The sequence below is a fragment of the Bacillus sp. 491mf genome, from assembly GCF_900112415.1.
Lineage (GTDB): Bacteria > Bacillota > Bacilli > Bacillales > Bacillaceae_G > Bacillus_A.
The window spans coordinates 1-22,502 of the sequence record NZ_FOLV01000051.1; the positions used below are offsets into that span (position 1 = coordinate 1).

Here is a 22,502-nt window from a genome sequence, read left to right on the forward strand (position 1 = left end):
CAAAATGAAATGATATACCTAGTAGAGGAGGAAATCACATGGCAATCGCAATGGCAGTTTTAAAATTTTTAGGTGGACTACTTCCATTCGTACAAGAACTTCTTAAAGCAGTAATGTAAGTTCATTAATACAAACCAAAGCTAAATTGATATACATACTAGAGGAGGAAATCTTATGGCAATCGCAATGGCAGTTTTATCATTCTTAGGTGGAGTAATTCCATTAGTAGCAGAACTATTAAAAGCAGTAATGTAAATTCATTATTCCGCAATTATTTATAAAAACTATCATACAAATGATCTGTATATCAAATATGAATTGTTGTGCAGATCATTTGTGTGAGCAAAGTCCCTTTAGATATTACAAACAAGAAAGCTGGCTCTTATGAGTCGGCTTTTTTACTGCTTTCTTTTTTAGGTAATCGATGGGTTGTTGTAATCTTGATAGTTCACTTTCTTATATAAAGACTGTACTTTTGTATTGGCGTACGACCCGCATTTTAACGAAAATATACGCTAAGCAAGATTCGGCATGAAAAAGAGTTGATTTTACTAATCTAAGAACATTACCTAATCTCAAAAACGTCGATAGGTATTTAATAGTAATACATTTCAACATAAAATAAGATAAAAAAAGCTTAAATGGTGTTTCAAAACTTATCTTTAAATTAATATCAAAATTGAAATCATACTATTGTCTTGTGAAAATCTTTTAGCGTATAAAAACATTAAAATGTACATGCTACTCCTGTTTAAATTTCTGTTCAATCTTATTGTGTACGGATTCGATTTTTTCAGGCAACACAAATAAATATTCGATAAGTACTTCTAATAGTTCTGTTAATAAAGCTACTGCTTCATCATCAATTTCCTGTTTCAATTCAAGCATTTCATAAAAAGGGCTTTCCGGATGAACGAGAAGGCCAAAATCTTGAAGCTGTTTAGTTAAATCGATATACTTTGGCAATTGTTCAAATTGCTCGGAAAGAAACTGTCCGTTACTTTCTTCTCCAAGAAAATGTTTGAGGACACTTTCAAGAACTCGTTTTGACAGTACTGCAGTAGCAGAATTATCCTTTGACTGACTGACATTTACAGCAGATCGGTATGCCCTAACAAGTTCTATAGGGATACGTCTATTGCGTTCAAGCTGTTCCAAGGGATTTCTTAAATCTGAAGGACTATATATATACACTTCTAATTCTTTATTCATTCGATTCGAATCACCATTAAACATAATCACAAATTCTGATGGCTTTTTACATTCAAGACAAAGCCCTTCTGCGAATAATCCTCTTTTTGTAACTTGGTAAAAATTCGTTTTTAACTTAAACTCACCCGATTTACCACATTTAGGACACTCGCTTTTGACATCTTTTGGAACCTTTAAATATCCATACTGTGTATAAGATAAAATGGCCCCCGGCAATATTTTCCTCATTTAAACCTCCTAAAAATTCAGCCCTAATTTGTAACTTACATAAATATTTCTGATAACTATTTAGTCACATTATGAAGATATAAGATGGTTAGAAAAATTCACTAAAAAGTATATTTACTTGTTTTATCACAAGATTTAATAGTATTGCACATGTTTGTGTTGTACTCAAAAAAAAATAGACCGAATTTCCGCCTATGAAACAACTGAACGAAAGGTATAACTTAGTTGTTATTATTTGCATATAGTTCATAATTGACATTGCAAATTTTTTAATTTATACAGAAAGTATAAATTAAAAAATTACAATTACAATCAGAAATATATGGATATGGTGTTTTTTATTGGTATATCATCACCATAAGCGCCCACATTTTAACAAACATGTGAGCAAAGCCCCCTTATACTTAAACCACTAATAAGTGATCGTACTCCCCATATATAAAGACTAGGAAATGCTTCCTAGTCCTCATCTTTCACATCTATATCTTCTGGAATTGGTTCATTTAATATTTCTTCTACTAACCTTTTGTACTTCTCCATTTGTTCTAAATGTGTATTAAACTGCTCTTTATTCAATAAATACTGCTCTCCGTCATGAACAGCACGTATGCGTTTTTGTTGAATTAAGCTTTCGATATACGATTCGGGCATACTTAAAAATTCAGCTGCTTCCTTTACCGTTAAATACAATATGTTCAGTCCCTTCTTACTAATAAAAGGAGTAAATAAAATTACTCCTTTTATGAATCGATTCAATTTCTATCCATGTCAACTTTACCACATACATTGTATATTGAGGAGCTAGTCATATGAAAACTTATTTTTGACCGTACGTCTCAAATTTTTCCGCTAATACACGCAACTCTTCTTCCGGCAATAGTTGTGGCTCTCCGATGCATTTCGTTTGATAATAAATTTGTGCACAAAACTCGATCTCTTCAGCAACTGTAAACGCCATTTTCATGTTATGTCCACCTGCAATTAATCCATGATTCGCAAGTAACACAGCACGGCGATCGATCATTCCTTCATAAGCTGCTTCTGCCAATTCTTTCGTCCCAAACGTTGCATACGGAGCACAACGTACATTCGGCCCGGCAAAGGCTATTAAATAAGAAACGGCAGGAAGACCCCAACCTAATGATGCAATTGTTTTTGCATAAGGAGAATGTGTATGCACAAGAGCATTTATATCAACTCTTTTTCGATAAAAAATGAGATGCATATCAAGTTCACTAGATGGTTTTCTTGTTCCTTCAACAATATCACCATCTAAATTTAATACGACCACATCTTCAGGCGTTGTTTCAAAATAATCTAATCCGCTTGGGCTCATTGCTACAAGGCCTTGTTCACGGTTAAAAATACTAATGTTACCGCCTGTCCCCTTTGTTAGACCACTTGTAATTAATTTCTTTCCATACTCTACAATTTCTTCTCTCTCTTTTTGTAGTAACATATACTATGTACCCTCCCCGGCAAAATGCTTCTCTATAATGACCACTGCTCCATCGTTATTATCATTCCTAATTACTGAAATAGCTTTTCTAAATTCGCTGCAAACGGCGGGCGTACAATCCCCTTTTCTGTAATAATTGCCGTAATATTCTCATGCGGCGTTACATCAAACGCTGGGTTATACACCTTGCTATTTTGCGGTGCTGAATATTGCCCAAAACGATTAATGACTTCAGACGCATCACGTTCTTCAATTGGAATCTCTTTTCCCGTTGGCGTTTTTAAATCAATTGTTGGTGTCGGCGCTGCTACATAAAACGGAATGTTATAGTACTTTGCTAAAATAGACACACCTAACGTTCCAATTTTGTTGGCCACATCACCATTTGCTGCCACGCGGTCACAGCCGACAATGACTGCATCAATTTTCCCTTGTGACATGACCATCGCTGCCATGTTATCTGTAATAACTGTCACATCAATGCCAGCTCGCTGCAGCTCCAATGCCGTTAATGTAGATCCTTGTAATCTCGGACGCGTCTCATCCGAATAAATTTTTAAATCCCAGCCTTTTTCTTTTGCCAAATACATCGGCGCTGTTGCTGTTCCATATTTTGTTGTCGCCAAAGCACCGGCATTACAATGCGTTAACACACCCATCCCATCTTGGAATAACGTAAGGGCATGCTCACCAATTTGACGATTAATCTCCTCGTCTTCTCTATGAATCATTATTGCTTCTTCTAACAATCTCTGTTTTAAATCGTTAATCGATAAATGAGCATGTTCCTTTGCTGTATTCTCCATTCTCTCAAGCGCCCAAAATAAATTTACAGCTGTCGGTCTTGAAGTCGCCAAATACGCACATACCTTTTGCACTTTATTAATAAACAATTCCAGCGAATCTTCTTGCACGTCTTTTACCCCTAAATACACACCGTAAGCTGCTGAAACTCCAATCGCTGGTGCACCGCGTACCTTCATGACTTGAATCGCATCCCATACACTCTCTGCTGCCTCAAAAGATTCATAGACAACTTCATTTGGTAATAGCGTCTGATCTAATAAAACTAAAGCATCATCTTTCCATTGAATCGGTATTAATTGTTCAGACATGATCTTCTCCCCTTATTTTGCGCTAAGTGACAACGCTTCTGCTTTTAATGTTTGTAAAAAATCATTTCCTGTTTGATGCGTATTTGCTTGTAAAATAAACGACTTTGCCGCTTGTAAACAAATACGTTCTGCTCTAGCGCGAGCTTCTTCATCGGGAATGGATGTAATATCTTTCACCTTTGCTAATCCAACAATACGGCGAATCAATTCAAGACCAGTAACAGACGCTGTATCTTTTAATACAGACTGTAAATACCAACGATTAAACCCTTCCTCTTTTGCCATAATGTCTGTAACGTGAACATCCCATGCTTCTAAAAACTTCGTAGAAAATAGATCAATTACATCGATAATGGTATTCTCCAACCAGTTCACATACATATCTTTCTCTACTCCTGAAACCATTGTCGCATCTGCATTAGCCCAGGCAAATATTAAATTTGCCACAACGTTTCCAATGTCATATCCCATCGGTCCGTAAAACGCAAATTCTGGATCAATTACCTTTGTAGAATCTTCTCTTACAAACAAAGATCCAGTATGTAAATCGCCATGTAATAACGCTTGTGCATTTGTCATAAACGAAAACTTTAACTTCGCCGCTTCAGTGCGAAGCTCATGATCGCCATATATATGTTCTCGAATCCAGCCTTCATTTACAGAAAACAATTCATTTCGTTTGTTGTGATCTGTAAATGGCTCAGAAAACACGAGGTCCTCTGTAATTTCACATAACTCTGGATTGATATAATTTTTTACAAGCTCTTTCTTTTCTTTATGATTCATGACTACATCCGATGTGAATAGTAATGTGTTTACCAGAAAGGTTGTTAAATCTTTTGCAAGTTTAGGAAAGGTTTGATGATTTATAAGCGCAGTCCGTAGAATTGTATGATCTGACAAGTCTTCCATCACGCAGCAATTCATGACATCATCATACAAATACGCATCCGGTACAAGGCGTGGTGCTAGCTCCCCCTCTAACTGCAACACATCTGACTCAATCCGAATCCGATTTGTAGATAACTTAAACTCATCTGAAATACGCGCCGTATCTCCTGCCTGCTTTACAATAACAGAAGTTCCCCTTTCTTCATCCCAAACGCGAAACACATAATTTAAATTACCGTCACCAATTTCCTTACACTGCAAACGCTGTGCATCCTCGAACATTGATAATTTTTCCATTACATACGGTATAACATCACTAGCTTCCATCAAAAAATACTTCGTGAACTTAGACATGGTTTCTCCCTCCACACTAAATGTAAGCGTTTTCTAAAAGCCTTAAAAATGATAGATGTAATTTTTCTTAGATTACAATTTGTTTGAAACAAATATCTAGTTTTTATTATAGCTTGTTGGGAATATGAGTCAAACATTCTCCCTATGAAAAAAGAGCGGCCTACGCCACTCTTTCAAATTAATAGACTTAAAGTTACTTCATCAACCCTAGCAGTCTAGGTATTAACGATTCACCTGTGCATTGTTTAATAACTCAATCATCTCACCTAACATTTCTTCTGTAAATGCACCTGCGCTAAAGTTCACTAGTGCCCGTAATGGCATATAGTTCAGCATAGCATCCATCAATTCGGAGGCATCATTATCCCCTTCCGTCACATTAGCAAGTGAATTACCTTCTAATGCCTTTACCATAAGCTCTTTTGCAATAGGTGCTAAAATTGGGTCTGCAAACAAGTCTCCAAGTAACGTATTACGGTGTACTGATTTTTGAATGAAAACAGTTGATTCAACATAAATGCTGTCATGCAGGACAATCTCTTTTGAAGACTTTCCTACTAAAATTTCAAACTCACCTGTTTCAACATGCCAGTCTTTCAATTCAACGTTATAATAAGCAAATGATCTTTTATCTAACGTAAAGGCAACCGTTTTTTCTTCTCCTGGTTGTAATTCCACTTTTTCAAAGCCTTTCAACTCTTTCTCAGGACGGATCACACTGCTTTCCACATCTTTTATATAAAGCTGAACAATTTCTTTCCCTGCTGCATTGCCAATATTTTTCACGTTTACACGAACAGAAACAGTCTCTGTATCTTCAATTTTTTTCTTATCAATTGAAAGATTACTATACGCAAAGGTTGTATAGCTTAATCCAAAGCCAAATGGGAACAATGGTTCAACGTTTTTCATATCATAATAACGGTATCCGACGAACACGCCTTCTTTATATTCCACTTTGTCACCTTCACCAGGGAAGTTTAAGTAAGAAGGATTATCGCTTAGGGCTTTTGGGAATGTTTCCGCTAATTTCCCACTTGGATTCGCGTCGCCAAATAATAAATCCGCAATCGCTCCGCCTAGCGCTTGCCCACCTAAATAGCCTTCAAGTATTCCTTTTACTTTACCTATCCATGGCATTTCAATTGGAGCACCGTTACTTAAAACGACGACAATATTACTTTGAACTTCTGCAACGGCTTCAATTAATTGCACATAATTTTCTGGCATCTGTAAATGCTTTCTATCATATCCTTCCGATTCATAACGATCCGGAAGTCCAACGAAAAGAATTGCTGTATCTGCTCTAGCTGCGACTTCTTTTGCCTCATTGATCATGTTTTCATCTACAACATCGCTCGCAAGATCATAGCCCCCGGCAAATAATACGTTTGTATTTTTACCCGATACAGTTTCAATTTCTTCAAGAATACTTTCCAGTTTTGTTGGATTAATATGGGAGCTGCCGCCGCCTTGATAGCGAGGTGCCTTGGCAAATCCTCCAATCACAGCTACCGTTCCTTCTTTTTTCAATGGTAGGATTTGGTCTTCATTCTTTAACAACACCATGCTTTCACGTGCGACTTCTCTTGCAAGCTGATGGTGCGCATCCTTACTATATACAGCATTTTCCCGTTTGTTATCAGCGGCTTTAAAAATAATGTTAAGAAGACGTTCTACTGCTTGATCAAGCTTTTCTACAGCTAACTCACCGCAGTTAACTGCATCAATAATCTTCTTCTCACCGATTCCAAAACTTGAAGGCATTTCTAGTTCCAAACCGTTCGCTAAACTCGCAACGCGCTCATTTACTGCACCCCAGTCAGAAACGACAAACCCTTCAAATCCCCATTCATCCTTTAAAATATCATTTAACAAATCCTTATTTTCCGAAGCATATTCACCATTCACCTTGTTATAAGCACTCATTACTGTCCATGGCTGTGCCTCCTTAACAGCACCTTCAAAACTAGCAAGATAGATTTCACGCAATGTTCTCTCATCAACAACTGCATCCGTCGACATTCTGCGATGCTCCTGATTATTAGCCGCGAAATGTTTTAATGATGTTCCAACCCCTTGGCTTTGTACACCGTTAATATGATTTGCAGCTATTTGAGATGATAAATAAGGGTCCTCTGAAAAATATTCAAAGTTTCTTCCGCATAGCGGCGAACGCTTAATGTTTGCACCAGGTCCAAGGAGAACACCGACATTCTCAGCCTGACATTCCTCTCCTAATGCAACTCCTACTTGTTTTATTAATTCTTTATTCCATGTACTCGCTAATCCTACTGCTGATGGGAAACAAGTAGCTGGGACACTATTATAAATCCCTAAGTGATCCGCTCCCTCTGCTTGTTTTCTAAGCCCGTGCGGTCCATCAGTTACCATAATTGATGGTATTCCTAATCGCTCAATCCCTTTTGTATTCCAAAAATCTAATCCCGAACATAAACTCGCCTTTTCTTCTAGCGTCATTTGTGAAATAATTTGCTTAACATCTCTTTTCATGATAATCCTCCTAATCAAAAGATTAATTAGTAAGCGCTTTCTTTAATCTATTATAATTTTTATTTTTTTGATATTATGGTATTTTTTTTAGAATAATTGTAAAAATTTTAGCTGATGTTATGTAAGTTTTAATGAATAGAGGTTAAAATCATGAATGTTTCCAAACTAGAGGATTTAAATTATATTTGTAAGCTAATCTTTGATATGCATAAAATACCTATCTTTTTTATTGATAACAAGGGAGATTTAGTATTTGAACTCTCCCGCAATTTCCAGCATAATCCCTTGTATTCTTCAAAAGAAGAGGTATTCCGTCAACTATTTAGAGAGGAAAACTTCTATCGCTTTCCAGTACTAAGGGAGACCTCCTGCCTTGAAAACTTTTTCTCGATTCACTTGCGTTCAGATGACCAATTTATTGGGAACATCATTGTCGGACCTGTCCTTTATTCCAGGCTATCAGAAGTATCAATTAAAGGAATCATCAATGATCTTCATCTAAAAATAAACAAAGATGAAATGGTTCGCTATTATCACTCTCTCCCAATTGTAAGCAATTTAAATTTTTTAAATGTGAGCATGGTTCTTTATTACATGCTGTATCAGCAAAAATTAGACATGGTTGATATCCTGCAAAAAAATATACTGCTAGAAAATGAAAAGTTTGAAATAGAACAGCCTGCTATACATATATCGGAGCAACGTCAAAATCTATTGACTCATATCGATCCACTTGCTGAGAAGAAAATCTTTGCGTGTATTAAAGAAGGGAAAAAGGATGATTTAATTAAAAATCTAAGGGGATTATCTGAAGCAGGGAATCTGGGGGTGTTATCGAAAACGAGTCACCTGCGTAGCCAAAAAAATTCCGCCATCGCAGCGATTACACTTGCAACTAGAGCTGCCGTAGATGGTGGGCTATTCCCGGAAATCGCCTATACCCTTAGTGACTTACTCATCCAAAACCTCGAAGAAATAAAAGAAAACAAAGCAATTACTCCATTTTTAGAGAATGCTTTACTTGATTTCTCAGAACGAGTAAAAAACGGGAAGATGCAAAAGTATTCCAGACCAATAAGCGCATGCCAAAATTATATATTCACTCATCTATACGAGGATATTACACTTTCTCATTTAGCGAAAATAGCTGCGCTAAATCCTAGTTATCTATCCGTTCTTTTCAAAAAAGAAGTAGGGATTTCTCCAAGCGAATATATTCAGCGTGCCAAAATAGATGAAGCAAAAAGCTTAATAACCTATACAAAACATTCTTTATCCGAAATTTCTACACTATTAAACTTTCATGACCAAAGTCATTTTACGAAAGTCTTTAAAAAATATACTGGTGTTTCGCCTAAACAATTTCGAAATGAATGTGTTAATTAGTTTAGAAAAGTTGAACATTTCCCTTGACAAAATAAAGACTTTTATATGATAATTAATATCGAATTAGAATTATTATAGTTAATAAAAACTTTTCTTTATGAGCAAAATAGTTTTTGTTGCTCATAACCCAAATTGAGGAGGAATTTTAATATGTTATTAATCGGCACAGAAGTAAAACCGTTTAAAGCTAATGCTTACCATAATGGAGAGTTTATCCAAGTTACTGATGAAAGTTTCAAAGGAAAATGGAGCGTAGTTTGTTTCTACCCAGCAGACTTCACATTCGTATGCCCAACTGAACTAGAAGATTTACAAAACCAATATGCAACTTTAAAAGAATTAGGCGTTGAAGTATATTCTGTATCTACAGACACTCACTTTACACATAAAGCATGGCATGATAGCTCAGAAACTATCGGCAAAATCGAATACATTATGATTGGTGACCCTACTCGCACAATCACTAGCAACTTCGACGTATTAGTTGCAGAAGAAGGTCTTGCAGCTCGTGCTACATTCATCATCGACCCAGACGGTATTATCCAATCTGTTGAGATTAATGCAGACGGTATCGGCCGCGATGCAAGCATCCTTGTTAACAAAATTAAAGCTGCACAATATGTTCGCAACAATCCAGGTGAAGTTTGCCCAGCTAAATGGCAAGAAGGTTCTGCAACACTTAAACCAAGCCTTGACCTTGTAGGCAAAATTTAAGGAGTGTAATCAAAATGATACTAGATGCAGATATAAAAGCACAATTAGCCCAGTATCTTCAACTGATGGAAAGCGATGTACTACTTAAAGTTAGCGCAGGATCCGATGACGTATCGAAAGACATGCTAGCTCTAGTAGATGAATTAGCTACAATGTCATCCAAAATTAAGGTAGAGAAAGCACAATTGGAGAGAACACCAAGCTTTAGTGTGAATCGTATCGGCGAAGACACTGGAGTAACGTTTGCTGGTATCCCTCTAGGACATGAATTTACCTCATTAGTTTTAGCTTTACTACAAGTTAGTGGCAGAGCTCCAAAAGTTGAACAAAAAGTAATTGATCAAGTAAAAAATATTCAAGGCGAATATCATTTTGAATCTTACATCAGCCTAAGCTGTCATAACTGCCCTGATGTTGTGCAAGCACTAAACTTAATGAGCGTTCTGAATCCTGGTATTACACATACTATGATTGACGGCGCTGCATTTAAAGAAGAGGTAGAAAGCAAAGACATCATGGCAGTACCATCTATTTTCTTAAACGGTGAATTCTTAAGCAGCGGTCGTATGACACTTGAAGAAATTCTTGCTAAGATGGGTAACGGTCCTGATGCATCAGAGCTTTCTGATAAAGATCCATACGATGTTCTTGTTGTTGGCGGCGGCCCAGCTGGTGCAAGTGCAGCCATTTACGCAGCACGTAAAGGCATTCGCACAGGTATCGTTGCGGAACGCTTCGGCGGTCAAGTAATGGATACTATGGGCATTGAGAACTTTATCAGCGTAAAACACACTGAAGGTCCTAAGCTAGTAGCACGCCTTGAAGAACACGTAAAAGAGTACAACATCGATGTTATGAATCTACAACGTGCAAAACGTTTAGAGAAGAAAGAACTTATTGAAGTGGAACTTGAAAACGGCGCTGTTCTAAAAAGTAAGAGCGTAATCATTTCAACAGGTGCTCGTTGGCGCAATGTTGGCGTACCAGGTGAAGCTGAGTTCAAAAACAAAGGTGTAGCATACTGCCCTCACTGTGACGGTCCATTATTCACTGGAAAACACGTAGCAGTAATCGGCGGTGGTAACTCTGGTGTTGAAGCAGCAATCGATTTAGCCGGTATCGTAAAACACGTAACTGTTCTTGAATTTATGCCAGAACTAAAAGCTGATGCTGTATTACAAGAACGCCTTCACAGCCTACCGAACGTAACAGTTCTAAAGAACGTACAAACAAAAGAAATCACTGGTACTGACAAAGTAGACGGTATTTCTTACATCGATCGTGAAACTGAAGAAGTTCATCACATTGAACTTCAAGGTGTATTCGTTCAAATCGGTCTTGTACCAAACACAGATTGGTTAGGCGACACTGTTGAACGTAATCGTGGTGAAATCGTTACAGATAAACACGGTGCTACAAACGTACCAGGAGTATTTGCTGCAGGTGACTGTACAAATAGTCCATATAAGCAAATCATTATTTCAATGGGATCAGGTGCAAATGCAGCTTTAGGTGCATTTGATTATCTAATCCGAAATTAATCAGTAACAAGCTAAAAAAGAAAGCCGCTGTGCTACCTAATTGGTAGTGTAGTAGCTTTCTTTTTTCCGTTATCGACCGTTCTTTGCAATATATCGGCGCTTCGACGATATTCAACATATAAGTAGTCTCCATCAACCGCTTGTTTGCGGTTTCCTATACAGTTTCCAGTACCTTTTCAAGCATTGTTCCATTTTTAGCAAAATTCGTATGCCAAGAAAAAGCCTTTTCTAAAACATGAGGAGTTTGTCCACCTCTTGTTTGTGCTTCTTGGTAGTAAGCTCTTAGCTGCTCACGATACATTGGATGTACGCAATTCTCAATAATTAGTTCCACTCTTTCCCTTGGCGCTAGTCCTCTTAAATCAGCATATCCCTGTTCAGTGACGATCACATCGACATCGTGTTCCGTATGGTCTACATGCGAAACGAAAGGAACGATACTTGAAATGTTACCACCTTTCGCAATCGACTTAGTCACAAAAATAGCTAAGCGTGCATTTCTTGCAAAATCACCAGAACCACCGATACCGTTCATCATTTTTGTACCTAAAACGTGAGTAGAGTTAACATTTCCGTATATATCTAACTCTAAAGCAGTATTAATCGAGATTAATCCAAGACGACGAATGATTTCAGGATGATTGGAAATCTCTTGCGGGCGCATCATTAATTTGTCGCGATATTTTTCAAAGTTAGAAAATACTTGTTGCATTTTCTCTTCAGAAAGCGTGATGGAGCAACAGGAAGCAAAATTGACTTTCCCGGCATCCATAAGATCAAACACCGCATCCTGTAATACTTCAGAATACACTTCTAAACCTTCAAACTCCGAATCTAACATTCCATGCAGCACCGCATTGGCCACTGAACCAATTCCCGATTGTAATGGCGCTAAACTATTCGTTAATCGGCCTACTTCTACTTCTTTTCGAAGGAACTCTATTAAATGCTGTGCCATAATAACAGTTTCTTCATCTGGAGGAACAATCGTCGATGGCGAATCTAGCTGGTTCGTAAACACAATACCCTTCACTTTTTCAACGTCAATCGGAATACCGATCGTTCCAATTCGATCATCCGATTTAGCGAGCGGAATTGGAAGCCTTTCCCCTTGTTTCCCTGGCTCATATAAATCATGAAGCCCTTCTAGTTGTGTAGATTGAGCCATATTCATTTCAATAATAATCGACTTAGCATTTAAGGCAAACGCTAAGGAATTTCCAATTGAAGTGGTTGGAATAATCATTCCGTCCTCAGTTATTGCAACCGCTTCCAAAATAGCAACATCTATATCCATAACGTCAGCGCGAAGTAACTCTGCTGTATGAGACAAGTGCTGATCCACAAATAAAAAGTCTCCATTATTAATTCCTTTTCGCATAGTCGGATCGGCTTGGAAAGGCAATCTTTTTCCTAAAATTCCTGCCTCAGCAAATAATTTATCTACATCCGAGCCTAAAGAAGCTCCAGTATAAACATTTACTTTAAAAGCTTTATCATCCTTAACGCGATTCACAAGCGCAAATGGGACTGCCTTCACATCACCTGCACGTGTAAACCCACTTAACCCTAACGTCATTCCACTTTGAATCCAGGAAGCTGCTTCTTCAGGTGTAACGACTCGGTCCTTTAGACGATGGTCCCTGATTCTCTCTAATTTATTCTCCATAATGTAATCCCTCTCTTAATGAATATTCATAATTATTTTACACATTAACACTATCAAAATAGGGATTTTGGTATACGATACGAAAAATTCAGATAAAAGAGAGAATTTAGGTTCTAAAACAGAAAATCTAAAATCCTAGAAGCTTCCGAAAATAACTGGCGTATGATTGACTAACTGGTACCCTCTCACCATTATCCATCGATAGTAAAAAAGTAGAATGGGTATCAGGGTAAATCGCTTTAATATGATTAACATTTACAATAAATGAGCGGTGGCATCTAATAAACGAATCCTTCGGAAGCAAATATTCGAATTCTTGCAGAGAGTATTTATGTGTTCCTGATAACGTTTCTGAATTCACATACGTCTTTTTATCTTTGGCTTCTAAATAAATAACCTTTGAAAAAGGAATCGGAACCCAGCCGTCCGTTGTTTTTAAAGTAACGACCGACTTTCCATCCGTTAAAGCTGGATAAATTGCCGTCACACACCCCTCAAGCTCTCCGTTATTAAAAAGGGGAACAGCCATTCCATGATAAGGAACGCCAAAAACATCCCGGTTAATAAACTCAGAAACCTTTTGCTTTGTCACGATCGCTTTATGGGCAATCGTCCCTTCCTTTATAGGATCCCCAACGCTAATCTTTAAATCAATTCGTTTACTTGGCCGATAGTAGATATATTCTTTTGTATTCGAAACAGCTATTGAAATTTCATCTGAAAATAATTCACCAACGACATCTAGTAGTAAGCCTAATGTTATATCTTTCATACTATTAACACCTCATCCATTATTATACTACTATTATTAACACCAAACCGTACTGATTCTGATAGAAAAGTAATAAATTTCCTAATCAAAAAGAAATTCAACAGTGATGACGCTTACAAACAGTACAAAAAATATAGAAATTATGTGTTCAAATATTTTTTTCATATAAAGTTCGTTCCTGCGATCTCACAGTGAGAGTGTAGGAACAAGAAGCAGTGAATTATTAATATTAAGTAGTTCGGATAACGTGGAGAAAAGGCTAAATCACGGTATAAATGACATGTGATTTAGCGACATAGCTAACAATATAATTAGCACACAAAAAAAGCTTCGGAGTAGTCCAAAGCTTTTTAACATTATTATGTAGTTCTTTTGAATTAAACCACTCGTTGAAGAATCACATTGTATTCAGCAATCGTACAAGATAAATACAGTAAGCTAAACCATATCAATGGGAGAAACTAAACTTAGAATCATATTCAAACTCCATAATGTATCATGTATTTCTGCCCTTCTGTTGCCTGTACAATTTTTGATGCCAATTCATTAAGTTCATCAGAATTTTTAAAGTACCTTGAAGATGTAACTACTTCATAAAACATTGATAACGACTCAGGTGGAATAATTGTGATACCCCAATAAGCTAAGCCACATTCTGGGCGCTTGAATGAATGAAAGTAGGTTTTCATGATTGATAAATGTTCATTCAAACTGCTGATAATATCATCATCAACAGAAACACAATGGTATTTCTCTGGAGTATAATCATTATAATTTCCTTGATGGTCGAAATCATCAATTATTCCAAAATCATGAACACAAGCCATCCTTATCACCCTTTCATTAGAAATAACTTAGCAATTAACACGCCACTCCAAATAATGGAAATATCTATTGTCACGTTATTATTTATTTTCTTTAAAAACACTGTTATATCAACAAAAAAGCATAACAGTTCATATGTTAATTGATATGCTAATTCGTAAACTATTTCCAATACTTATCCACGAAAACGGAACTATTTAAATTAACATGCCACCCTTCTTTTTTATTTACATCTCACCCCATTACATCATACCGCTCTACTGTAATAGGGATTAGGTATTTATTTTTAAATCTCATTTACTTGTGATACGGTTCTCCATGATTAATCTAAGTGAGGCTCATTAAATTAAGGTTTTTATCGGAGTAAACGTCTGTTCTTCTATTTTGACATACCACTATTTATGAATCGCAGTTAGTTATTTATTCCTCAACATCTCAGCAAGTTCATATAATGGATTGTGCTGCTGAATGCGATAGTGACGTCCTTCCTTTTGCAAATACCCTTTTTCGCAAAATTGTGCAAGCACATGCAATAAATGTCGATAGGAGACGCCTAAAAAATCACAAACAGTTACGTGTTTCTCCTTATAGACCTCTTCATCCGAGGTTTGCAAAATAAAATCCGCAAGCCGGTTTTCAAGTGGGAAGGCGAGACTATACGAATACTTTGCAGCCATTTGTGTTGCTTTTATACTTAAAAACTTGGTTAGTTCACGTAGAAATTTTGCATCTTCTAACATTTGTGCATAGCAGCGATGAAAAGGAAGCGCAAAGCAAATAATCTTAGTGGAGGTTTGAATCCCTTTTGTATAGTACACCTCATTTAATAATTCCATTTCTCCAATATAATCATTCGCATTGATAAAATTAATTAAGGAAACTTTTCCATTTTGATGCGTTACGTAAATTTTTGCTTTTCCTTCAATAACATAAAATAAAAAATCCGGTCGCATGCCTTCTTGAATAATCCATTCATCACGTTTATATTCATGCACTTCTATAAACTCTTCAATCGAGAAAGAAAATAAATGCGCAATGGAGTATTCATTCAAATATCTTTGCCTTTTCTCATTTTTATAAATTTCCATAATCCACCCCAAAAATATGAGATATCTCATATTATTGTACGTTTCTCCATGTTATCATGCAAACAATGAGGAGGATACAGAATGAACACACAACGCTGGATGAGTATACAATTTTTTAGTTTTTATATGACATGGGGCATTTTTCTACCCTATTGGACAGGATGGATGATTCATACAAAAGGGCTTACGCTTTCACAAGCTAGTTTGATTATGAGCTTAGGTTTGGTTGCAAGAGGCCTTTCTACATTAATCGCATTTCCTTATTTATCGAGGAAATTTAGTAGTAAAACCTTATTAAATGGGATGGCAATCGGCACACTAATTGCTATTCTGTGTTGTATTCCAGCGAGTTCCTTTGTTAGCTTACTTGTGGTAACGTTACTTTTGAATTTTATTTACCCAGCGTTGATGCCTGCTTTAGATAGCGTAGCTGGCGTACTTGCGCAAAGTAATCAATTAAGACATTATGGGAAGAGCCGCTCGTGGGGATCCATTGGGTTTGTCGTGGCAGGTATGATCTTAACCATATTTACAGGGGCGTTTGGGGATGAAGTGATTTTATGGGCGCTGTTACTCGGCACATTGGTATTCGTGTGTCTTGGTTTTATGCGTGCACCCGTTGTTTTATCCGAAAAACCGCAAGCGGATCAAACGAAAAAAGGCGGTATGCTGAAATTATTTCGCATCAAAAACTTTGGTTTGGTGCTCGTCATTGTGATTTTACTGCAAGCGGCACACGCTTCTTATTACAGCTATGGCTATATTTTTTTACAAGATATTCACGCTCCCAAATATTTAATTGGAGTGATTATTAACCTTGCCGTAATCGCAGAAATTATTTTCTTCTCAATCGCAGATCAGAGCTTTCATAAATTTTCAGTAGGCTCCTTACTGACACTAGCGGCACTTGGTTCATCCGTACGTTGGATATTAGTATTTGCCTTTCCAAATGTTATTGTTTTCTGTATCGCGCAAACATTGCATGCATGCTCATTTGCAATGGGGCATTATGCCTTTATGAAATATTTAATCAAAAACCTTCCACATGCGCAGATTCCAAAAGCACAAGGCATGTATTCAGCACTGGCACTTAGCTGGAGTACTGCGGTGTTCACGATGTTCGGCGGTTATTTATACGAAATCGAGCCAAGATACGCATTTATCGGGATGATTATTTGTACCATACCGTCGATGCTGCTTGCGCTTGTTTATCGGAAATTGGAACATAAAAAGAAAGCAGCAGTTTTTATTTAGTTTGTTTATTTAAGAGACCAGACGAAGTGAAATTGATCTTATATGCCGCGCAAATCTTCGGATATGCAAACAGCGTTTTCACTTCTCCTAATGCTTAAGATCATTGTAGAGCATTAGGTAATACTGGGTTATTATAAAGCAGGCTTGTCCATTTTGGACAAGCCTATTAACTTACCATCAATTTTATCCCGCTATTCGCGGGCAGTAAGACCCCCATACCAGCACGCGACCTCATTTACTTATGATAAGATTCACCGTAACAAATCTACATGAGGTAATTTAGACAAGAAAAAAAGTGAAGCCATATTGTGCTCCACTTCAATCTTTATCTTTTTGAATTTTAAGGCTAACTTATTTTCTTTTGTTTCTGCTTTTCTATATCATGTACTTTTTCATACTTGCTATACATTAACCATGCAACAACTGAGAAAATAACGGGTCCAGCTACACTCCAAATGGTTGTTTGCATATCCCCTTCTAAAGCTGGCTGTATGATACTAAAGAAATTTGCAATTCCAACTGTTAGAACAACAATCCATGTCCAAAGATTTGCGCTCAATTGCGTTTTATATACGATAAACGGCTTATTGATTTCCACTTTTTTCTTAAAATACGGGAATGCAAGTGCTATAAATACATACGGTATTGTCATAGCCACGTTAGTCATCGAAACGAGTATGTTAAAGAATGCGGCCATTGTGCTTCCACCGAAAGCGATTAGTGCAATCATTACACAAACAATAGCAGCTTGAATCCACATAGCATTCACAGGCAGCCCATTCTTTGTTTCACCGATTTTCCCGGGCCACAATCTCTTAGGTGTTCCTTCAATCATCTGTTTTAACGGTGAAAACATCAAGGTAAAGAACGCACCGGACAGTGCCAGAAACATTGAAAGTCCAATGTATCTGGCAACCCCAAATCCCAAAGCCGTAGCTGTAGCATGGCTTGCTCCAAAGGCGGTACCTATTGAGTATCCTAAATTGGCCATAACTATATAACTTGCGTTTCCTAGGTTAACATTCGCAATACCCATTACAGATGCCCAGTTTGTGAATATTCCAATTAATAGTATTCCTAATGAATACCCTACAGAGATTATGGCTGCAGATAAAAGAATTCCTTTCGGAAACGTTTTTTCTGGATTTTCTGTTACATCCACTAAACCGCCTACTGCTTCAAGTCCACCATAAGCGAAGAGGGCATATACTACAAATGCTAACGAAGCAATAATATCTCCTGCATATTTAGGATTTGGTGTTTGAGTAAACGAATGTAACCCTGTAATCGGCTGCGCCAAATGTCCATGATTACCTATAAGTACTACTATTGCACCAACCCAAAGAAATACATTCAATAACAAGACTGCAGTACCACCTAAAGAGGTTACTTTTTTAATTTTATCCAGACCCTTAGTTGATGTATAGGTTACTATAAGAATCCATACAATTCCTAAAATCCCCAGAACCTGAGGTCCTCGAAGATTAAATAAAGTCCAGTTTTGTGTTGTATCTTGTCCAAAGATAGCATTTGACACCGGAACCCACATACCGGATGCGACATTGACCATCCAAGTTATATAAGAAAAATACCACATGAACGTTCCTATAAATGCAAATTTTGGACCGATGGATTTTTCCATCCATGAGTAGATACCACCCTTTTCTTCTTTAAAGGCGGAACCAAATTCAGCTACCATTAATGCAAAAGGAACAAAGAAAGTTATGGCTGAAAATATGTACCAAGGAATAGCGGCATAACCCATCTTATAAAATGATCTTGGAATGTTGTTGAATCCATAAACAGAAGTAAAAATCATTAACACTAGGGATACTAAAGTCAACTTTTTGGTTATGCTTGTGTTTGACACACATTTCCCCCCTAATTATAGTTATCATATAACTTCAACACGGAATGTTTATTTCGTATAATCATACTTAATCCTACATTTTAAAAAATAGAGTAGCATTTCCAACCAACGTAAATAAACGATACAATCGCTTTCTTTTCTTGCTTTTTTATTATATCCAAATTGTACTATAGCTACTATAATCCACTGTTACAATCATATGAACATATTCTAATACTATTAACCTCCCCGAATTCCTTTACATAGGCTTAGCATTTTTTAATTCAACAATGATTTTAGTTTTCCTATTCTTCTCATCTTGACGTTGAAACTAATCAATAAAAAAACCTTATTTACTTATGGTAAGGTTCACCGTAACGCATCTAAATGAGGTTTAACCTTTTTTTACTAAAATGAATTTACTAGAAATTCAATAAAGAACAGTACTGATAAAAATGCTATTACCCTTTAAAAGTATTTCCGACATTCAGAAACCTTTATCTTTTCTGGGTGTGCGAAAATAAGGGGCAACTGGTAAATGGCACTGCTTATGGACAGTATAGGAATAATCTCTCTTGTAAACCTTCTAAGACTTCTTTTGGCACTTCCCTGATCTTGATATCCCCACCTAAAAAAAGGATCCAATTTGTTATTTCGGTCAATTCTTCAGGATTATTAACATTGATAAATGTCTTTAAAATGGCTGTAATTTGGTAAGGATTCGTATAGGAAATTGAAATTTTTAAAGGATGATATTTTTTGAACTGGGCAATCGCCTTTGGACCAAGTTCAAGGACAAGGTTGATTACTTCTTCCCGCTTACTTAATTTTTCTAAAATCTTTTTCTTACTTAATCTTTTTTTCGTAGGATATGGTTTGACATTGATGAGATTGTCGACAGAAAAAATCTGTATCTTTTCTTCCTTTAAGTCAAAGCCTTCAATTAGCCAAAGGCTTTTTTCACGATAAAGGTGCAAGAGATAAATTGGATAAGACTTTATTATCTTCTCTTCTTTGATGGTAATCAATAAATAGCTATCCAAAAGAAGGATTTGGATAAGTTTTTCTAACATAGGATGTGGGAGATCTGACAGATCAAGTAGGTCAGGATTATTTGGGTTGGTCCCTTCAAAAAGCAAGATTTGATTTAAAAGAACAAGGTCATCTTGCTGGTTTTCTGAGATGAGGCCTAGTAATTTTTCAGCTAAAGACTGTCGACTCTTTAGATAAGGGAGTTGTTGATTTCTTGTGGCCATAAAGGCAATAAAAAGAGCTTTAATCTCATTATCGGTAAAGCGAACAGTGGGCAGGACAGAGTTGTTCATGACAAAATAACCCCCAGCCCTTCCAACTTCAGCGATAAGTGGCATCCCCATGGCTTCGATTTCTCTGATATCTCTAATAGCTGTCGAACGAGAGATGTTAAATTCTCGCATGATTTCAGAAATTGTAAAGTGGGCACGGTTGTTGATATACCGCATGATGATATTAATCCGTTCAACTTTTTTCATCGGGACCTCCTAAACGGTATCATTTTTTGACATGATTCAAGGTTATTATAAACTCATCAAGTGAAAAGACAAATCATTTGATTAATTTAAAAAAAAGGAAGTGTTTGAATATGGCAGATTATACATTAGAAGAAAAAGACAGCTTTATCGTTTTAGGTATTGGAATTGAGCTTAAGAGCGATTACACAGACTATGCTGGCATAAACAAGGAAAAGGAAGACTTTTGGTGGGCCGTCAAACAAGATGGAAGACTTGACACTTTAAAATCCATAGCCACAAATGACTACATTTTTGCCGTGAACGAAGCGGTGAATAACAAGATGATGCATTATGCTGGCGTCATGACAGAGGCATCAGTACCAGAAGAATCCAGAGTTATCCAATTCCCTAAAGGGAAATACCTAGTTGTTAAAGGAGAAGGGAAAACGGCTGATGAGTTAAGTAATAAGCTTACTGGCATTGCCTTCGGTCAAGTCTTGCCAGAAGCAAAGAATTTTTCCTATGTTGGTGGGCCAAATACAACGGTTGAGATGGGGCAACGAAACGGATTAGTATTTGGTGAAATGTGGATTCCTGTTGTTAAGAAATAAAGAAATAAAAGGAGAGATGGAAATGTCCTTTATTGTTGATTTTAAAAATGTGTCTACGGTTGGCTTAGAGTCCTCACCTGTATCAGAAGCGCTTGCTGGTTTACGTGCTAATGAAGCCCGTTACTTTATGAACAAATATAAGCATGAATTTACGACTGTACCAGCTAGCGAAAGCCAGGAGACTCTTGATTATGTGAACCGAATTTTGAAAGAAGACCGCGATATTGAGTTTGCGGCCAAACCTTTAGAAACGTCGCGTTTTCAAGTGGAAAATATTAAATTTGCCTACGTCATTTATGAGGATGGTCTTGTGGTCAACGTCATGTATACAGTTGATGTCCCTAAGAAGCGGGCTGTTGGTTTTAAGCTTTCTGAAGGGATGGAGGTACCAAAAGATTTAGAAGGGAAATTTAAGTTTGCTAGGCAGAAGTCTAAACTAGCTGGAACAATTCGGGGCTCGTTTTTTGTAATTAAAGGTGAATATTAAAGTAAGCAAAAACAACCATTCATACAACAAATGTTCATCCAGGCCTTCAAATAACAAAACAGCACCTTTCCATCAAATTAAAGGGTGCTGTTACTTTTTTCGCAAAAACCTCATTTACTTATGATACGGTTTGGCGTAATTAATTTTAACTATTACCCCAAACGATACACCAAAAACCGCTCATTCGAATTACGCTCATACAATCCCGGCAGTCTCACTTCCTCTTTCAATTCAAACGAGGTTTGATTATCTAGAAAATAAATATAATCCTCTGATGGATAATACAAAATCAGTTCTACTTCCCGTTCCACTTGTTCTACCGAAAACAATATATTATTGATCACGTTCATAAACACTTGCACAGAAAACGGATTAAAGAAGTAAAATTTATTATCAAGCGGATCAATCTCATATTCTTGCGCTAAGCAACATTGAAAGTGAATTTTATCTTTACTTTTTTTCTCCTTTTTTACATAGCGATCTCGATTTTCCAGCGCTTCTTGATAGAACGTCTCGTTCATTTCCACCCCTACAACAGACGCATGATAGAAATGATGAATATAGAAATTTAATCGTCCTTTCCCGCATCCAAAATCGACAACCCGGTCACTGCTTTTTAAATCATATTGCGTAAATAATGTTTCAAGTGCGCGATATGGTGTTGGTTCATAACGGTGATAATGCAAGGACTTGTAGAATTCTTTTTGCTCTCCTACTGTTTTTATATTTAACACTGCATCGTAATATTGTTCGTTCATGCTTTCACCCTACTCTCTACGAAAAGAATCTTAATACACTCCAGATCCCTTTCGATTTTATCATATATATAAGAGTTCCAAACCTACACCATATGAAAAAAAGTCCCTTCATAATACGAAAGGGACTTCGCTCACACAAATGATCTGCACAGCAATTCCTCTTTACTATACAGATCATTTGTATGATAATTTTTATAAATAATTGCGAAATAATGAATTTACATTACTGCTTTTAATAGTTCTGCTACTAATGGAATTACTCCACCTAAGAATGATAACACTGCC

Annotated in this window: 19 protein-coding genes; 6 read left to right on the plus strand and 13 right to left on the minus strand. The window is 36.7% G+C overall.

Annotated elements, in window-relative coordinates:
- Positions 1-741 precede the first annotated feature (741 nt).
- From BM211_RS23470 to BM211_RS23495, 6 genes are all read right to left on the minus strand, one after another.
- Entirely contained in the window at positions 742-1,440 is a 699-nt protein-coding gene (locus BM211_RS23470; protein ID WP_035437695.1) for a hypothetical protein, read from the minus strand.
- A gap of 459 nt (positions 1,441-1,899) precedes the next feature.
- On the minus strand, positions 1,900-2,130 hold the full coding sequence (locus BM211_RS23475) for an excisionase family DNA-binding protein (RefSeq protein WP_141771691.1): 231 nt from the start codon (positions 2,128-2,130) through the stop codon (positions 1,900-1,902).
- A 127-nt stretch (positions 2,131-2,257) separates the two neighbouring features.
- Positions 2,258-2,899, minus strand: coding sequence for an L-fuculose-phosphate aldolase (locus tag BM211_RS23480; RefSeq protein ID WP_035437698.1), 642 nt, complete (start codon positions 2,897-2,899; stop codon positions 2,258-2,260).
- A 71-nt stretch (positions 2,900-2,970) separates the two neighbouring features.
- Entirely contained in the window at positions 2,971-4,014 is a 1,044-nt protein-coding gene (mtnA, locus tag BM211_RS23485; protein ID WP_035437699.1) for an S-methyl-5-thioribose-1-phosphate isomerase, read from the minus strand.
- A gap of 12 nt (positions 4,015-4,026) precedes the next feature.
- Complete coding sequence (gene mtnK, locus BM211_RS23490) at positions 4,027-5,259, minus strand: S-methyl-5-thioribose kinase (RefSeq protein ID WP_090999866.1); 1,233 nt, start codon at positions 5,257-5,259, stop codon at positions 4,027-4,029.
- 222 nt (positions 5,260-5,481) lie between these two features.
- Complete coding sequence (locus tag BM211_RS23495; RefSeq protein WP_090999868.1) at positions 5,482-7,773, minus strand: glycoside hydrolase family 3 C-terminal domain-containing protein; 2,292 nt, start codon at positions 7,771-7,773, stop codon at positions 5,482-5,484.
- Positions 7,774-7,923: 150 nt separating this feature from the next.
- On the opposite strand from BM211_RS23495, the gene BM211_RS23500 reads away from it, so the two are divergent.
- The 3 genes from BM211_RS23500 (at position 7,924) to ahpF (ending at position 11,414) form a co-directional block, all read left to right on the plus strand.
- Complete coding sequence (locus tag BM211_RS23500) at positions 7,924-9,159, plus strand: helix-turn-helix domain-containing protein (protein ID WP_035437702.1); 1,236 nt, start codon at positions 7,924-7,926, stop codon at positions 9,157-9,159.
- Between the two features lie 150 nt (positions 9,160-9,309).
- Entirely contained in the window at positions 9,310-9,873 is a 564-nt protein-coding gene (ahpC, locus tag BM211_RS23505; RefSeq protein WP_035437703.1) for an alkyl hydroperoxide reductase subunit C, read from the plus strand.
- Between the two features lie 14 nt (positions 9,874-9,887).
- Positions 9,888-11,414, plus strand: a complete 1,527-nt coding sequence (gene ahpF / locus BM211_RS23510; RefSeq protein WP_090999870.1) for an alkyl hydroperoxide reductase subunit F — start codon at positions 9,888-9,890, stop codon at positions 11,412-11,414.
- 154 nt (positions 11,415-11,568) lie between these two features.
- Here ahpF and BM211_RS23515 read toward each other — a convergent pair whose 3' ends face one another.
- From BM211_RS23515 to yeiL, 4 genes are all read right to left on the minus strand, one after another.
- Entirely contained in the window at positions 11,569-13,083 is a 1,515-nt protein-coding gene (locus BM211_RS23515) for an acetyl-CoA hydrolase/transferase family protein (RefSeq protein WP_035437705.1), read from the minus strand.
- A gap of 127 nt (positions 13,084-13,210) precedes the next feature.
- A complete protein-coding gene (locus BM211_RS23520) occupies positions 13,211-13,855 on the minus strand; it encodes a LytTR family DNA-binding domain-containing protein (protein WP_035437707.1) in 645 nt (214 codons plus the stop codon).
- Positions 13,856-14,334: 479 nt separating this feature from the next.
- Complete coding sequence (locus BM211_RS23525; protein WP_035437709.1) at positions 14,335-14,682, minus strand: hypothetical protein; 348 nt, start codon at positions 14,680-14,682, stop codon at positions 14,335-14,337.
- 414 nt (positions 14,683-15,096) lie between these two features.
- Positions 15,097-15,768: a transcriptional regulator YeiL gene (gene yeiL / locus BM211_RS23530; protein WP_090999871.1), complete on the minus strand. Its 672-nt coding sequence runs from the start codon at positions 15,766-15,768 to the stop codon at positions 15,097-15,099.
- An 81-nt stretch (positions 15,769-15,849) separates the two neighbouring features.
- Between yeiL and BM211_RS23535 the strand changes: the two genes are divergently transcribed.
- Positions 15,850-17,022 carry an MFS transporter gene (locus tag BM211_RS23535; protein WP_035437711.1) on the plus strand — a complete coding sequence of 391 codons (1,173 nt, stop codon included), beginning with the start codon at positions 15,850-15,852 and terminating at the stop codon, positions 17,020-17,022.
- Positions 17,023-17,368: 346 nt separating this feature from the next.
- On the opposite strand, the gene yjeM is transcribed toward BM211_RS23535, so the two are convergent.
- Together yjeM and BM211_RS23545 are read right to left on the minus strand one after the other, a co-directional pair.
- Positions 17,369-18,892 (minus strand): glutamate/gamma-aminobutyrate family transporter YjeM, encoded by a 1,524-nt coding sequence (gene yjeM / locus BM211_RS23540; RefSeq protein ID WP_090999873.1) that lies wholly within the window; start codon positions 18,890-18,892, stop codon positions 17,369-17,371.
- Between the two features lie 527 nt (positions 18,893-19,419).
- The gene (locus BM211_RS23545) at positions 19,420-20,382 is read right to left on the minus strand and encodes a helix-turn-helix transcriptional regulator (RefSeq protein WP_035437715.1); all 963 of its coding nucleotides are present in this window, start codon (positions 20,380-20,382) and stop codon (positions 19,420-19,422) included.
- 110 nt (positions 20,383-20,492) lie between these two features.
- On the opposite strand from BM211_RS23545, the gene BM211_RS23550 reads away from it, so the two are divergent.
- Positions 20,493-20,972, plus strand: a complete 480-nt coding sequence (locus BM211_RS23550; protein ID WP_035437717.1) for a GyrI-like domain-containing protein — start codon at positions 20,493-20,495, stop codon at positions 20,970-20,972.
- A 22-nt stretch (positions 20,973-20,994) separates the two neighbouring features.
- A complete protein-coding gene (locus BM211_RS23555) occupies positions 20,995-21,459 on the plus strand; it encodes a hypothetical protein (protein WP_035437791.1) in 465 nt (154 codons plus the stop codon).
- 152 nt (positions 21,460-21,611) lie between these two features.
- Here BM211_RS23555 and BM211_RS23560 read toward each other — a convergent pair whose 3' ends face one another.
- On the minus strand, positions 21,612-22,217 hold the full coding sequence (locus BM211_RS23560) for an SAM-dependent methyltransferase (RefSeq protein WP_035437718.1): 606 nt from the start codon (positions 22,215-22,217) through the stop codon (positions 21,612-21,614).
- Positions 22,218-22,502: the final 285 nt, after the last annotated feature.

Bases quoted from the DNA above. Each gene is read 5' to 3' on its own strand.
- BM211_RS23470 (WP_035437695.1), bottom strand. From the start codon at position 1,440: ATGAGGAAAATATTGCCGGGGGCCATTTTATCTTATACACAGTATGGA.
- BM211_RS23480 (WP_035437698.1), bottom strand. From the start codon at position 2,899: ATGTTACTACAAAAAGAGAGAGAAGAAATTGTAGAGTATGGAAAGAAA.
- mtnA (WP_035437699.1), bottom strand. From the start codon at position 4,014: ATGTCTGAACAATTAATACCGATTCAATGGAAAGATGATGCTTTAGTT.
- mtnK (WP_090999866.1), bottom strand. From the start codon at position 5,259: ATGTCTAAGTTCACGAAGTATTTTTTGATGGAAGCTAGTGATGTTATA.
- BM211_RS23495 (WP_090999868.1), bottom strand. From the start codon at position 7,773: ATGAAAAGAGATGTTAAGCAAATTATTTCACAAATGACGCTAGAAGAA.
- BM211_RS23500 (WP_035437702.1), top strand. From the start codon at position 7,924: ATGAATGTTTCCAAACTAGAGGATTTAAATTATATTTGTAAGCTAATC.
- ahpC (WP_035437703.1), top strand. From the start codon at position 9,310: ATGTTATTAATCGGCACAGAAGTAAAACCGTTTAAAGCTAATGCTTAC.
- ahpF (WP_090999870.1), top strand. From the start codon at position 9,888: ATGATACTAGATGCAGATATAAAAGCACAATTAGCCCAGTATCTTCAA.
- BM211_RS23515 (WP_035437705.1), bottom strand. From the start codon at position 13,083: ATGGAGAATAAATTAGAGAGAATCAGGGACCATCGTCTAAAGGACCGA.
- BM211_RS23520 (WP_035437707.1), bottom strand. From the start codon at position 13,855: ATGAAAGATATAACATTAGGCTTACTACTAGATGTCGTTGGTGAATTA.
- BM211_RS23525 (WP_035437709.1), bottom strand. From the start codon at position 14,682: ATGGCTTGTGTTCATGATTTTGGAATAATTGATGATTTCGACCATCAA.
- yeiL (WP_090999871.1), bottom strand. From the start codon at position 15,768: ATGGAAATTTATAAAAATGAGAAAAGGCAAAGATATTTGAATGAATAC.
- BM211_RS23535 (WP_035437711.1), top strand. From the start codon at position 15,850: ATGAACACACAACGCTGGATGAGTATACAATTTTTTAGTTTTTATATG.
- BM211_RS23545 (WP_035437715.1), bottom strand. From the start codon at position 20,382: ATGAAAAAAGTTGAACGGATTAATATCATCATGCGGTATATCAACAAC.
- BM211_RS23550 (WP_035437717.1), top strand. From the start codon at position 20,493: ATGGCAGATTATACATTAGAAGAAAAAGACAGCTTTATCGTTTTAGGT.
- BM211_RS23555 (WP_035437791.1), top strand. From the start codon at position 20,995: ATGTCCTTTATTGTTGATTTTAAAAATGTGTCTACGGTTGGCTTAGAG.
- BM211_RS23560 (WP_035437718.1), bottom strand. From the start codon at position 22,217: ATGAACGAACAATATTACGATGCAGTGTTAAATATAAAAACAGTAGGA.